The organism is Oceanisphaera sp., from assembly GCF_052084945.1.
In the GTDB taxonomy this organism is placed as follows: domain Bacteria; phylum Pseudomonadota; class Gammaproteobacteria; order Enterobacterales; family Aeromonadaceae; genus Oceanimonas.
Window position 1 is genome coordinate 1 of the sequence record NZ_JBQDEX010000072.1, and the last position, 13,617, is coordinate 13,617.

At 45.6% G+C, this 13,617-nt stretch carries 12 protein-coding genes and 1 tRNA gene; 5 read left to right on the forward strand and 8 right to left on the reverse strand.

The annotated features are described in order from the left end of the window. The 3 genes from ACTHY5_RS07835 to ACTHY5_RS07845 form a co-directional block, all read right to left on the reverse strand. Nucleotides 1-149: hypothetical protein (locus tag ACTHY5_RS07835; RefSeq protein ID WP_441878444.1), on the reverse strand; the 149-nt coding region annotated here is incomplete at its 3' end. A gap of 23 nt (nucleotides 150-172) precedes the next feature. Next, a complete protein-coding gene (gene nagB, locus ACTHY5_RS07840) occupies nucleotides 173-955 on the reverse strand; it encodes a glucosamine-6-phosphate deaminase (RefSeq protein ID WP_441878422.1) in 783 nt (260 codons plus the stop codon). Between the two features lie 583 nt (nucleotides 956-1,538). Beyond that, nucleotides 1,539-1,614, reverse strand: a tRNA-Asn gene (locus ACTHY5_RS07845). Nucleotides 1,615-1,769: 155 nt separating this feature from the next. On the opposite strand from ACTHY5_RS07845, the gene uvrB reads away from it, so the two are divergent. Continuing rightward, on the forward strand, nucleotides 1,770-3,770 hold the full coding sequence (uvrB, locus tag ACTHY5_RS07850) for an excinuclease ABC subunit UvrB (protein ID WP_441878424.1): 2,001 nt from the start codon (nucleotides 1,770-1,772) through the stop codon (nucleotides 3,768-3,770). Nucleotides 3,771-3,859: 89 nt separating this feature from the next. On the opposite strand, the gene ACTHY5_RS07855 is transcribed toward uvrB, so the two are convergent. Genes ACTHY5_RS07855 through corA form a run of 3 tightly spaced genes read right to left on the reverse strand, consistent with a single transcriptional unit; the run spans nucleotide 3,860 to nucleotide 5,941 of the window. Then, nucleotides 3,860-4,459, reverse strand: coding sequence for a pentapeptide repeat-containing protein (locus ACTHY5_RS07855; RefSeq protein ID WP_441878426.1), 600 nt, complete (start codon nucleotides 4,457-4,459; stop codon nucleotides 3,860-3,862). 44 nt (nucleotides 4,460-4,503) lie between these two features. After that, nucleotides 4,504-4,971, reverse strand: coding sequence for a CreA family protein (locus tag ACTHY5_RS07860; RefSeq protein WP_441878428.1), 468 nt, complete (start codon nucleotides 4,969-4,971; stop codon nucleotides 4,504-4,506). 22 nt (nucleotides 4,972-4,993) lie between these two features. Beyond that, on the reverse strand, nucleotides 4,994-5,941 hold the full coding sequence (corA, locus tag ACTHY5_RS07865; RefSeq protein WP_441878430.1) for a magnesium/cobalt transporter CorA: 948 nt from the start codon (nucleotides 5,939-5,941) through the stop codon (nucleotides 4,994-4,996). 189 nt (nucleotides 5,942-6,130) lie between these two features. On the opposite strand from corA, the gene ACTHY5_RS07870 reads away from it, so the two are divergent. Together ACTHY5_RS07870 and ACTHY5_RS07875 are read left to right on the forward strand one after the other, a co-directional pair. After that, nucleotides 6,131-6,631 carry a DUF922 domain-containing protein gene (locus ACTHY5_RS07870; protein WP_441878432.1) on the forward strand — a complete coding sequence of 167 codons (501 nt, stop codon included), beginning with the start codon at nucleotides 6,131-6,133 and terminating at the stop codon, nucleotides 6,629-6,631. A gap of 103 nt (nucleotides 6,632-6,734) precedes the next feature. Then, on the forward strand, nucleotides 6,735-7,661 hold the full coding sequence (locus ACTHY5_RS07875; protein ID WP_441878434.1) for a hypothetical protein: 927 nt from the start codon (nucleotides 6,735-6,737) through the stop codon (nucleotides 7,659-7,661). Between the two features lie 68 nt (nucleotides 7,662-7,729). Here the strand turns inward: ACTHY5_RS07875 and mnmC are convergent, their stop codons facing one another. Beyond that, nucleotides 7,730-9,817 (reverse strand): bifunctional tRNA (5-methylaminomethyl-2-thiouridine)(34)-methyltransferase MnmD/FAD-dependent 5-carboxymethylaminomethyl-2-thiouridine(34) oxidoreductase MnmC, encoded by a 2,088-nt coding sequence (gene mnmC / locus ACTHY5_RS07880; protein ID WP_441878436.1) that lies wholly within the window; start codon nucleotides 9,815-9,817, stop codon nucleotides 7,730-7,732. Nucleotides 9,818-9,922: 105 nt separating this feature from the next. Between mnmC and fabB the strand changes: the two genes are divergently transcribed. Beyond that, nucleotides 9,923-11,137 (forward strand): beta-ketoacyl-ACP synthase I, encoded by a 1,215-nt coding sequence (fabB, locus tag ACTHY5_RS07885; RefSeq protein WP_441878438.1) that lies wholly within the window; start codon nucleotides 9,923-9,925, stop codon nucleotides 11,135-11,137. 74 nt (nucleotides 11,138-11,211) lie between these two features. Here the strand turns inward: fabB and mobA are convergent, their stop codons facing one another. After that, nucleotides 11,212-11,820, reverse strand: coding sequence for a molybdenum cofactor guanylyltransferase MobA (mobA, locus tag ACTHY5_RS07890; protein ID WP_441878440.1), 609 nt, complete (start codon nucleotides 11,818-11,820; stop codon nucleotides 11,212-11,214). Between the two features lie 186 nt (nucleotides 11,821-12,006). Here mobA and ACTHY5_RS07895 point away from each other — a divergent pair, with 186 nt between their 5' ends. After that, nucleotides 12,007-13,215, forward strand: a complete 1,209-nt coding sequence (locus tag ACTHY5_RS07895) for a CynX/NimT family MFS transporter (RefSeq protein WP_441878442.1) — start codon at nucleotides 12,007-12,009, stop codon at nucleotides 13,213-13,215. Nucleotides 13,216-13,617: the final 402 nt, after the last annotated feature.

Here is a 13,617-nt window from a genome sequence, read left to right on the forward strand (position 1 = left end):
ATGGCACCCCCCTGTGTATAACAGGGCAGTTCTGGTGCGAGTGTGGCACGGGGAACAACCGCGCTAATATAGGCCCCATTGATGATCACTGCATGATCATCTAGCCAATCTTCACCATTAAATATGCGGCATTCAGTTAGCGCAAACACGCGTTTATTCCTTGGTTTGTCTGTTAGTTTGAAGTGTGAATTTGCTGGATCTCAGGCGCCGCTTGCAAGCGGGATGTTGCCGGTTTATCACATACAATCATGCTGTGTTTATGCAATTGTAAACAAGAGATGGGCCACAATGGGTCTGCGTCACCTTCTACTGCCGCTTGCAGTGCTTTGGCTTTATGCTCTCCTGTAACCAGTAATAGCACTTCTTGTGCATCCAATAGTGTACCTAGGCCAACAGTGACGGCTTCGTTAGGAACTAAAGAGAGGTCATTATCAAAAAAGCGTGAATTATCTTGGCGAGTAATGTCAGTAAGTTTGGTCACTTGAGTGCGTGAGTCAAAAGGGGTCATGGGTTCATTAAATGCAATGTGTCCGTTACTGCCTACTCCCCCCATAAACAAGTGCACGCCACCAAAATGACAAATAGCGGCTTCATATTGTTCACATTCAGCCGCCATATCATCGGCATTGCCATTAGGAATATAAATATTACTCGCCAAAATATCGATATGCTGAAAGAAGTGCTCATGCATAAAATAATGATAACTATAGGGGTGAGTATCTGAGAGGCCAATATACTCATCCATATTAAAAGTCACGACATGGCGAAAGCTAATTTCGCCCGCTTTATACATGCGAATAAGCTCTTGATAAGTGCCCAGTGGCGTACTGCCTGTCGGCAGGCCTAGTACAAAAGGACGCTTGGCTGTGGGAGCAAAAGTGTTAATACGATCAGCAATATAATGGGCAGCCCAATGGCAAACCTGAGTTGCATTAGTAAGAGGGATTAAACGCATGGTGAATGTCTCGTAACAAAAGAGTGTGCAGCCTAACATATTTTTGGAAAGGCTAATAATAACGAGACAGAGTGAATGAATAAAAATTATATCTTTGCTTTTTTACTCATTCATTAAGAATACCTAACTAACCGAGCAAAAAAAGCAGTTAAGTGAACAAAACCTTGATGTAGCGTGTAAGTTAACTGTTAAAAAGGCGCCTTCCAGTTACAAAAATTTACACTAATTTTTAGTTGACTTATAAGTTCATTTCTTATTGCTGCGGGTTCAAGGTTATACACAATCACGCTACGTCAAAGGGAGTCAGGCTTAGCGCCAGTTATCCACTGATTCTGTGGATAAGGGTGTGCACTACCTGATGGTAACTGCTGCAAGGCCAGTAGTAGCAAGCATCTCAGATAAAACGACAGTTTTTTGAGCTAAAAATAAAACCATACAAATCAATATCTTAATTTTAGACGTAAAGAAGTTTAGTGTATTATCTGTACAATAATAACAACATTAGAATAAAAGCACGAAATGTGGATTTTTATGAGGTGTCAAATGATTTTCAGGGGATAACTCTGAGGAAGTGTTACTAATATGGCTCCCCTTGCTGGACTTGAACCAGCGACATACGGATTAACAGTCCGGCGTTCTACCAACTGAACTAAAGGGGAATCTCTTTATGAGGCCGCAAATAATACGCAGCTTGACAAGGTAGGTCAAGAATTATGTATATATATTCAAGCTTGCAGCGGTAACGGCATATTTTGCTTAAATTTAGTGCTTCACACAGGGTAAACTGGTCATTAAGACGAAAGGAGACTGTAAAATGAGCAAAGACTTCCAATTGGTGAGTGACTATCAGCCAGGGGGCGATCAGCCAACGGCTATTACCCAACTATTAGAAGGCATAGATGCGGGCTTAGCACATCAGACCTTGCTGGGAGTGACGGGCTCAGGTAAAACTTTTACCATGGCCAATGTGGTAGCTACGTTAAATAGACCCACCATGATTTTGGCGCCAAACAAAACCCTCGCCGCACAACTTTATGGTGAAATGAAAGAATTTTTCCCGCACAACTCGGTTGAATATTTTGTGTCGTATTATGATTACTATCAGCCCGAAGCTTATGTTCCTACCACAGATACCTTTATTGAAAAAGACGCCTCCATTAATGATCATATAGAGCAAATGCGTTTGTCTGCCACCAAGGCTCTAATGGAGCGGCGTGATGTTATTATTGTGGCCTCGGTATCAGCTATTTATGGTTTGGGTGATCCACAGTCTTATTTAAGCATGATGCTGCATTTGCGCACCGGCGATATTCTTAATCAGCGCGATATGCTGCGACGTTTGGCGGAGTTGCAATATACCCGTAACGATGCAGGCTTTCAGCGCGGTACCTTTCGAGTCCGTGGTGAAGTCATTGATATTTTTCCGGCAGAGTCAGATAACCAAGCGGTACGGGTGGAATTATTTGATGATGAAATAGAGCGCTTGAGTCTATTTGATCCCTTAACGGGTGGCGTATCAAAAACGCTGGCACGTTTTACTGTTTATCCTAAAACACACTATGTAACTCCCCGTGAAAAACTGCTGGATGCTGTTGAGCATATTAAAGTGGAGCTTAAAGATCGCAAAGCTCAATTACTCTCAGCCAATAAATTACTTGAAGAGCAACGTATTAGTCAGCGAACACAGTTTGATATCGAAATGATCCAAGAGTTGGGTTATTGCTCAGGTATTGAAAACTATTCGCGCTATTTATCGGGGCGCGGTGAGGGTGAAGCTCCCCCGACCTTATTCGATTATTTACCTGGCGACGGCTTGCTGATTATTGATGAGTCTCACGTGACTGTGCCACAGATTGGTGGCATGTATAAAGGTGACCGATCACGCAAGGAAACGCTAGTAGAATATGGTTTTCGGTTGCCGTCGGCGTTAGATAATCGGCCAATGCGCTTTGAGGAATTTGAAGCCTTAATGCCACAAACCGTATTTGTGTCTGCCACCCCCAGTGCCTATGAGCTTGAAAAGTCGGGCGATGATGTAGCTGAGCAAGTGGTACGGCCAACAGGGTTGCTGGATCCTGTTATCGAGGTGCGGTCTGTTGCGACACAAGTCGATGATGTGTTGTCTGAAGCTCGATTACGTATTGCCGTTAACGAGCGAGTGCTCGTTACTACCTTAACTAAGCGCATGGCCGAGGATTTATCAGAGTACCTTGCCGATCACGGGTTAAAAGTACGCTACTTGCACTCTGATATTGATACCGTAGAACGTATGGAGATTATTCGTGATTTACGCTTAGGTGAGTTTGATGTATTGGTCGGCATTAACTTACTGCGTGAAGGGCTCGACATGCCAGAAGTTTCGCTCGTCGCTATTTTAGACGCCGATAAAGAAGGCTTTTTACGCTCAGAGCGCTCATTGATCCAAACCATAGGCCGTGCGGCGCGTAACTTAAACGGCAAAGCCATTTTATATGGCGATAAAATTACTCGCTCAATGGCCGCTGCCATTAGTGAAACCGAGCGCCGTCGCGAATTACAGCAAGCGTTTAATGAGCAGCATGGCATTACGCCTAAAGGTTTAACGAAGGCCGTGACTGACGTACTGGATTTAGATGGAACTAAACGTATTGGCTCAAAACGGGCGAAAGATAAAGCGGACTTCCCTGAGCATATTTTGAGTGCCAAAGAGCTGGATAAACAGATCACCGAGCTCGAAAAAGTGATGGTAACCCACGCACAAAACCTGGAATTTGAACAAGCCGCTGCCACTCGCGATCGTATTCATACACTACGAGAGCAATTGATCCGTAGTTAACACATCGCTGTGCGCTTTACGCCGTAAGTCAAAAACCAACACCGTCTTCTTAATGGATGGCTACAGCGCAAGGGGCGTATAGCGGTAAGTTAATCTACTAACTCAATATTAAGGCTATATAACAGATTAAGCGCTTCGTAGCGGGAGAACTTGGCGCTATCTAGCTGGTTTTCCAGCACATCAATATTAAAATTAACAGACTCGCTAAAATCTACTCTTTGTAGATTGGTACGCATAAATACGCTGTGAGTAAAGTCACAATGGATCATCGACGACTGAGAAAAATCCCCTTCCCTAAAGTCTACTTCATGGCATTTACACTCATCCAACGTGAGGCCTTGTAAGGTTAGACCAAAAAATGAGGCATCATTAAGAATGCATTGTTTAAAGCACAGCTCAGAGTCTAAGTGAAACACCGGCCAATCGGCTCTGCTCCAATCTATACCTATTAACTTACACTCAATAAAATCCACGCCAAACCAGCGAGTGCTAGGCACATGCATTAGACTTAAATTGCAGTGCTTAAAAGTGCAGTCAATAAACTTACAGTGGGCAAAGTGGGCTGCTGAAAAGTCACAATGCTCAAAAAGGCAGTCTTCAAACTCAATCTTTGAAAACGCCTCATTGAGGCACGAAAGGCGACTAAAAGTATGTTCCACATACACTTGGCCGTCTTCAAAATGTTGCACGTGTTGCTCCTGTCTCTGTTATTACCTGGTAGTAACCGCTTAGTTTAGGGCGTAATCGGCGCTTGATAAGCTAGGGTTCCCCATAAAGGAACGGTAGACATGGCATGTTTATAACTGCCGCTGGTTTCTTTGGTGCTATAAGCTAAATACAGTAATGATTGACTTTGCTCATCATAAATACGGCGAATTTTTAGGCTTTTTAAGAAGATACTTTTTGATTTTTTAAACACCACCTCGCCGCTTTTTGACTTATCAATGCTCGTGATCATCGCTTGTGTGACTTCACCGGTCTGGCGACAGCTTATCGACATATCAGAAGGATCAGCAAGATTTAAATTAGCGACCACATTGGACATGTGACAAGTCACCCCAGGGACGAGCGGATCGGCCAGTACTTCTATTTTGATATCTTTAGTCGTAAATAAGCCTAAAGATACATCTCCTACTTCATTATTATCGCAGCCGCTTAGTAGTAGGGCGGCAACCGCGGCCAATATGTATTTTTTTCTCATGGTTAACTCCTTGTTGGCAGACTTATAACCACCCTTTACGTTTAAAGAAATAATAAGTGCCACAGGCAGACATTAACATTAACACCAGCGACATGGGGTACCCATAATCAAAGCCAAGCTCAGGCATTATTTCAAAGTTCATACCATAGATACTGGCAATCAGTGTTGGAGGAAGAAACACAACCGCCGCTACCGAGAATATTTTAATGACTTTACTTTGTTCGAGGTTGGTAAAGCCTAACGCGGCATCTAATTGAAAGTTAATTTTGTCAAATAAAAACTGTGTGTGTGGCAGTAATGACTCGATATCATAGAGCATTTCATCGAACCAGCGGCGCTGCTCATCATCAGATACTTGGCGCAATGAGCGTTTCATAAAGCGCAATGCCCGACGCGTATCATATAAGGCGAGGCGAATATGACCATTACCGTCTTCTTGTAACATCAGATCCGACATTGTGGTGTGTAAGCTGCCCACGTGCAGCACTTGTTTAGCCGTGTCTTCAAGGGTTTTGTAGCCATCTTCGATTAAGTCAGAGATGTATTCAATTTTAAGTTGGAATATTTCAAGCAATAAATCAGCGGCATTATCTGCTTCTAGTTTACCTTGACGCATATAGTGGCGTAGCAGGCGCATTAAGCCCAAGTCATCTTCACGAAAGGTGATTAATAGGTCATCACGCAGAGTAAATAATACGTTGATACCATCAATTTCTTTACCCATGCGCTGGGGAAACAAAGAATGCACATGCAGGCCGTCTTTATCGCGATAAAAACGGGCTGAGGCTTCAATATCATCGAGCTCATCGAGCTCTGGCAACTCTTCAACAAACAGCCGTTTCATCCACAGCTGTTCATCTTCGTCTGGCTTAAAAATATCAAGCCATAAAGTATTCTCAGGAACCGTACTCTCTAAATCGAGCGGCTGAATAGTGATAGAAGTTCCATCTAATGTATAGGCTGTGATCATGCAGCACTCCGACCAATGAACGATGTGCGCACTATATAGGTGCTTGAGTTATATGTCAGGTTGTCTGTACCCTTATACGCAATATATTACGGTTAAATTTGACCAAATTCCCTTTAGACTCAAATGACTTGGCCTGGACGAAGGCCTATAATGACATCATTGACCGTCACTGCATGTCGGAGAGCGATTGTGAAACAGTTAAGTTATGCGCTAATTTTATTGCTGGCCATGCCAGCCTTGGCCAATGAGATGGTACTTAAAGCTCGCCAAACGGTGGATATTTATGGATCGAGTACGCTTGACCCCCGTTTAGCAGATGTTGACTACCAGCTGTCTTGGAAGCTGTCGGGAGTGCACACTGATGATGGGTGTCGTCCGTCTCAAGTCCAGGTGTCTCTCACCGCGACCGTAACTGAACCGTTAACCTGGCCACAAACGCCAGATTGGCAAAATTATCGCTTAGCATTAACGGGATATGAACGGCTAGTAAGAGAGCGAGCTTTATTGTCAGCGCAATGGTTAGAGGCGTCATTGTTTCATATTTCTACACAGGATAGCTGCCAAAAACTACAAGAAGTAGCGGATAACGTGGGCTATCATCAACTCAATATTGCCCGTACATTATTACGTGATTTTCAACAAAAAAATGATTATGGCCGCCGTTTAGGATTATTACGGCCCACCCCATAATAAAACAGGGCCATAGAGAAATTAAGGTGTGTACATAAATGAATAACTTGTATGTTATGGTGTCTGATACATGCAGTTATTATTAATATAATAAGGTTGTAGAATGAATAAATTAGCAATTGCTGTCGCTGTGGTTATAGCGGCAGGGGTAGGGGGTGTGGGTTATGTTAATCATGCTGCAAGTAAAGAAGTTCGTGCAGAAATAGATAAACAATTAGCATTAGTAAATCAACAAACGGGAGCGACCATTACTTATGCTGATGTGTCTGCTAGTGTGATATCTAACAGTATTACCGTCTCTGACTTATTAGTGCAAGGGCCTGAAGGTGAGCGCGTTGCCAACATTGATAGTATTATAGTGACAGGGTATGAAACACAGAACATACCTCCTCAATCTTCGGTTGATATTAATCACTTTCAATTTGACAATGACTTTATTGCACTGTTTCCGGCCGAGACTAATGTGATGCTCGCTTCAGCAAGTTATGATATTCACTCCTCTCTCGATTACGATGAAAAATCAGGCGATAGCGATCTTGTTGTGGATGTTAGCGCTAATGATATCGTGAGCCTTCATGTTGACATGGGACTGAGTAACACTCATCAATTAATGACCGTGTCGCATGCCGCACAACAGCAGGCCCGTGCTCAGCCATTGACAGAACAACAGTTATTTGAGCAGCAGCTCAAGGTAATGGAAGCCTTGTATGAAATGGAACCACGCTATCTTAATATTGCGCTTAATAATGAAGGTGAACTAGAAGCCTTATTAGAAGGTGAGCTGAGCAAACAAGGCATGAGTGTTGAGCAAATGCAGGTGATGGTTGAACAGCAACTGCAACAGGCCCCTGTGACCGCTGAAATAGCACATGCTATTGGTGGGTTTGCTAAAGGGTTAAATGCTTTTACTCTGTCAGCAAGCTTGCCTGAGGGGCAAAATCTTATGCAAATTAATGAGCAGATAATGATGCTAATGGGCCAACCACAGCAGCAGGCTAAGCTGATTAATCTGGAAATGACAGGCAACTAATGCACCACATGGCTATTTAAACTCTACACCTTGTCTAAAAAAGGGGCCTACAGGCTCCTTTTTATTTATTAACGTACAGGTTTGCCTTTTAATCGCTTGCGTAGCCATAGCCGATTGGGATTTAATGATGCTAATTGCTCACGGGTGAGGGGATAAGGTTCATCAAGTAGTTGGGCGACCAGCACTTCTGCCAACAAAGGTGCTGTACACAGCCCACGCGACCCCAAAGCCGACATCACATATAAGCCAGGATAATCGACAGGTAAGGGGAGTGATTCTTTATGGCGCTGTGGCATATCTTGGTATTGTTGTAGCTGCTGGCATTTATGCGGTGCAGCACCTACTAATGGCAGATGATCACGGCACACGGCGCGCACACTCACGCGGCCAGCCCCAGGTGAGGGCTTAACATCATGCAGAGTGGGCAAGGTGCGGTTAAGTTTATCGAGGTTATCTTGCTCATCGGATGTTTGATATTCCAAAGCTTCTTGATCATGAGCATAGCTTGCGCCGACACAATGGCTCCCCTGCCACTGTGGTGTTAAATAGCCGTCATAGCATATCACCGTTTTAAGTCCAGCAAGTGTAGGTGTGCTGGGTTGATAGTTGACCTGCCCACGCACCGACGACACTGTAAGTTTGTGTGTTTGTAATAAGTCTCTGACTTGATGGCCTGTAGCGAGCAGGACATTGTCTGCTAATAAGGAGTTGACTGGCTCAGCGCTTGAGTGCTCTACCTTGTTGGAGGCTGGCGTTGAATGGGTTACCTGTAGTTGCCACTGCTGGTTTTCTTGCTGGTGAAGCGAGTGCAACTTGGTGTGATATTGACAGCGTAGTAAACCACTTTGGTGGGCGGCGGCAATCAACGCCTTTGTTAGCTCTACAGGACATACCCAACCCGCTAAAGGATATTCGATGCCTGCAAGGTTGGCATTTATGCCCGTGCGTTGATTGACCTGATCAGATGTTAATGGCAGTACAATATCGCAATTAAATGGCGTTAAAATATTAGCCACTTTAATTGCACTTTTTTCATTAAACGCCAATTGAACCACGCTACACCAATCATGTGCCACTTGGTGCTCTTTCATTAAAGGCGACAGCATGCGTCGACCATATAAAAAAGACTGTAAGTAAATTTGACTTAAAGTGTCATGCTCGCTATTTAATAAAGGATAAACGGCCGCTTGACGATTGCCCGATGCTCCCATGGCTGGCTCTGCGCCTTGTTCAATCAGCGTCACACTTTGGCCGCGGCGCGTTAGGGCATAAGCCAGACTGGCGCCAGCAATCCCGGCCCCGACAATTACTGTGTGTTGAGTGGGGGAACCCGAAAGGGGAGATGTATTTTCTGGTGCAGCTGTACTTATTTGACCTGGGCGGCGCCAAAACCAAGGTTCAGAGTAGGGCTTGCGTGGCTGACTGCGTCTAGTGCCGGTTATCATGTTACGTTTACGACCAAACCCGGTTGGTCGTTGAATATCAAACCCGGCTTCAGTGAGCCCACGGCGCACAAAACCGGCTGCGGTAAAGGTCGATAGGGTAGCGCCATTACGGGTCAGGCGGGCAATGTTTTCAAATAAATCTTGGGTCCACATCTCGGGGTTTTTGCTGGGAGCAAAGCCATCTAAATACCACGTATCAACTTTGCCTGCTAAGCCGGCTTCCATGTTAGGCAGTACCTGAGCCACATCCCCTAGCCATAAATCCAGGCTGACATTATCGTCTAACCACAGTCGGTGGCAGCCGTTAACGGCAACCGGATATTGGGCTAACAAACGTTCGCTTAAAGTGCTAAGCTCTGGCCATTGGCTCAGAGCTTGTTGTAGATCATAGTGGGTAAGTGGAAACTTCTCTACGCTGATCAGATGTAGGCGTTGGGTGTTACCCTTTGGGTGTTGCTGGCGATAGTGAATAAATGCATGCCAAGTGGCCAACATATTTAAACCTGTACCAAAGCCGGTTTCGGCGACCACAAACAGTGGGCTGTCATGTTGCAACCAACGGTGTACTAAGTTATTTTGCTCGATAAACACATAGCGTGACTCGGCAAGGCCTTGGCCGCTATAAAAGTAGACATCGTCAAATGCCGCGGCAACCGGTGTGCCTTGGCTATTCCAGTCTAGACGCGCGGTTGTAATAAAGTGGGGTGACACTGAACCTCCGGGGCCGTAAAAACGGCTATTTTATGTGAAAGCAGACCACTTTGGCCATGGATTATGGTTAGAATTGGCGCTAAATCAATACAGTAGGAAGGATAGATGAGAAGAGCAGTTATTACCGGTATCGGTGTAGTGTCCAGCATTGGCAACAATCAAGAAGAGGTTTTGGCCTCACTCAAGGCGGGCCGCTCCGGTATTAGCTTTTCCCAACAGTTTGCTGATCATAACTTGCGCAGCCATGTTTGGGGAGATATAAACATGGTGCCGTCTGAACACATTGATCGCAAAGTGATGCGTTTTATGGGTGATGCGGCCGCGTTTGCCTATCTTTCTATGGAGCAAGCGATTGCTGACGCAGGCTTAGATGAGTCTATGGTATCCAACGAACGTACTGGCTTAGTCGCCGGCTCAGGTGGTGCCTCATCAAAAAATCAAATTGCTGCCTGCGATACTTTACGTGAAAAAGGCGTACGCCGTGTGGGGCCATACATGGTGCCACGTACCATGTCTTCTACCGTGTCTGCTTGCTTGGCAACCCCTTTTAAGATTAAGGGTATTAACTACACCATCAGTTCAGCTTGTGCTACATCAGCGCATTGTATTGGTCATGCACTAGAGCAAATTCAGCTTGGCAAGCAAGACGTTGTGTTTGCGGGTGGCGGTGAAGAAGTTGACTGGACGCTGGCGCTACAATTTGATGCCATGGGCGCACTGTCTAGCAAGTATAACGACACTCCAGAGCTGGCTTCTCGCACTTACGATGCTGGTCGCGATGGTTTTGTTATCTCTGGCGGCGGCGGCATGGTCGTAGTTGAAGAGTTAGAGCATGCATTAAAGCGTGGTGCTAAAATTTATGCTGAAATTACCGGCTACGGTGCCACTTCAGACGGCTACGACATGGTGGCCCCCTCGGGTGAAGGTGCAGTACGTTGCATGCAGCAAGCCATGGCAACGGCCCCGGCTCCGGTGCAGTATGTGAATACGCACGGTACTTCAACCCCTGTCGGTGATGTTAAAGAGTTAGAAGCCATTAATAACTTGTTTGGTGATAACGCACCCTACATTTCTGCTACTAAAGCCATGACGGGTCATGCGTTAGGTGCAGCAGGGGTACATGAGGCGGTTTACTCATTGTTGATGATGGAGCATGGCTTTATTGCCCCTAGCATTAATATTACTGAGCTAGACGAAAAAGCCCAGAACTTGCCGATTGTCACTGAATATAAAGATGCAGAATTAGACACTGTGATGTCTAATAGCTTTGGCTTTGGCGGCACAAATGCCAGCCTAGTATTCAGTAAGTACAAAGGCTAATCGCTTTATTGCTATCTTGTACGAAAAAAAGGACGCCACGGCGTCCTTTTTTGATCTTGTACAATAGGGCAGCTTTAAAAATGAAAAAGATAGTTTTGGGGTGGTGTTTGCTCTAGTTGCACTAATGCCTCTGGCGTATTGAGATTAGTAAAGGCGGCCACTTGGTCACTAAAGTCTACTTTTATTAGCTCATGCTGAGCAAACCACAATTGCAGTTTACGATCTCCCTTCGCTAAGTAACCTTGCAGAGAAGGTAATAAAGAGCGGTGTAATAAAGCCGTTGCTGCATGGAGGCGTTGGCCATCATCGACCACAGCTATTTGTCCTGAGTGACTCACAGCGGCACACAGTCGTTCGGCCAAATCGGCAGGCACTAAAGGGCTATCGCAAGGTACAAATAATACCCATTCGCTAGATGCTGCACTAAGGCCGGCCTCAAAACCTGCCAGTGGGCCGGCAAAATCAGCAATATGATCTGTAATAACAGGGGCATATTCTTGATAGCGCACTTGGTTACGATTAGCATTAATCAATACCTCAGCCACTTGTGCGCTTAAACGTGATAATAAATGCGCCACTAATGGTTGGCCCCATAAGCAAACCAGGCCTTTATCCGCCCCTTGCATACGACGCCCTTCGCCGCCGGCTAAAATCACCGCTGTAATGTGTGTTGAGTTTAACAAATAATTATTCCTATTGTTGCCGTTACCAACCCGTGCCAATGGTACCAATGTATTATCGCGACTTGCTCTATCAGCGTGCTGATCCTACCATGTACGGCTGCCATTAAGTGTTTGCTTTTGCATCTTTAAATCTTTTGTTAATGGCCCGTTTGGCAACATCGTTAACTTTTATTCTAAGGAGTCATGATGACGACAAATACCCCGACCAGCCCTTTTGCTGGCCGCCCCGTGATTGCATTATTAGCCATAGCGGCATTAATGTTGGCGGCCGCTAACTTACGGGGGGGGTTAGTGGTGGTAGGCCCCTTAGTGATGGAAATTCGAGCCGCTCTTGATATTAGTGCCAGTGCGTTTAGCTTACTCACCACATTACCGCTTATTTGTTTTGGTGTGATGTCTATCTGTGTGCCTTGGTTAACGCGCCGTTGGGCACCGCAGTGGATTGCCATTGTAGGACTGATGGTGATAAGCCTAGGAGTAGGACTTAGGCTGGTGGATAATTATTCATTGGTCATTGTGGGCACCTTACTATTAGGCTCAGCTATTGCGGTATTAAATGTACTGATCCCGGGCTTAGTCAAAGCCTTTTTTCCTAACAGTGTCGGTTTAATGACCGGGTTGTACTCTGTTACTTTAAGCCTAGGAGCGGGGCTTGGGGTCTATCTGGCGATTCCGTTACTAGAGCAATTTGGCCATTGGCGTGTGCCGGTTGCGGTATGGGCTGTTTTTCCGCTGTTTTGTTTATTATTTTGGCTGCCAATGATCCGCGTGAAAGGGGTCGGGCGCCCGGCTAACCCGATGCGGGTTAGCTTGTGGAAGGATAAAATTGCGTGGTCTATTACCTTGTATATGGGGCTACAGTCATTTTACTTTTACTCAATGGCAACCTGGCTACCGAAAATACTCATCGAAAATGGCTTAGATGCCCACCAAGCCGGCACCGCCACCGCATTGATTAATTTAGTGAGTATTCCGTTTAACCTTCTTGTGCCCATTTTAGCGGCTAAAATGGCCAATCAGCGAGTGCTAGTGTTAGGGACTTTTATGGTGTCATTTACTGGCATTGCTGGTTTATGGTGGCAACCAGACGCTGCCCCTTTATTGTGGGCCGCTTTTATTGGCATGGGTTGTGGTAGCTCACTGAGTTTGGCGTTATCTTTTTTTGTGTTACGCGCCAATAATACCGCCCAAGCCACCGCCTTATCAGCCATGGCACAAAGTATTGGTTATTTGCTGGCCGCCTTTGGGCCGGTATCCTTGGGGCTATTGCGCGATGTGAATGGCCACTGGCAGTGGGCGTTATTGTTAATGCTTGCTTTACAGCTAGGGCAGCTGGTTGCGGGCTGGTCTGCGGCCCGCGCGATTAACGTAGTGCCAGACCAAGACCGCAAATAATAGCGGTAAACTTTAAGCCTGTCACTTAGTCACATCTTTTGCTTGCATTATAAATAAAAATGAGAGAGGTGATTTAGTCGGTTCGGGCTGCATAACTGCCGAACAAAGGGTCTTCTTCACCGACACGCTGCAAGTACCTCCCTGTAACGCTCAAACACATGACATCCATGTCATGTGATGGTCGGTGAAGAAGATCCCTTTATCCGGCCACATACCACTGTATCGCTTGTTAGCGTCGATGACCGACATCCTTGAGCTCATAGTTTAAATCGAACCATTGCCTAAAACTGATTTGTGCCTGCGGTGCAATGCGAGAGCAAGCATTCGCCGGCACATTCAGCCAACTAGGTGCTAATGGGAAGGCAGAGAGTGTCTGCTCCGTCGACCCTCCGCGCCAGGGAG

What these genes read in the sequence shown, in the direction of transcription:
- nagB (WP_441878422.1), bottom strand. Translation starts at nt 955, where the DNA reads ATGCGTTTAATCCCTCTTACTAATGCAACTCAGGTTTGCCATTGGGCT.
- uvrB (WP_441878424.1), top strand. Translation starts at nt 1,770, where the DNA reads ATGAGCAAAGACTTCCAATTGGTGAGTGACTATCAGCCAGGGGGCGAT.
- ACTHY5_RS07860 (WP_441878428.1), bottom strand. Translation starts at nt 4,971, where the DNA reads ATGAGAAAAAAATACATATTGGCCGCGGTTGCCGCCCTACTACTAAGC.
- corA (WP_441878430.1), bottom strand. Translation starts at nt 5,941, where the DNA reads ATGATCACAGCCTATACATTAGATGGAACTTCTATCACTATTCAGCCG.
- ACTHY5_RS07875 (WP_441878434.1), top strand. Translation starts at nt 6,735, where the DNA reads ATGAATAAATTAGCAATTGCTGTCGCTGTGGTTATAGCGGCAGGGGTA.
- fabB (WP_441878438.1), top strand. Translation starts at nt 9,923, where the DNA reads ATGAGAAGAGCAGTTATTACCGGTATCGGTGTAGTGTCCAGCATTGGC.
- ACTHY5_RS07895 (WP_441878442.1), top strand. Translation starts at nt 12,007, where the DNA reads ATGACGACAAATACCCCGACCAGCCCTTTTGCTGGCCGCCCCGTGATT.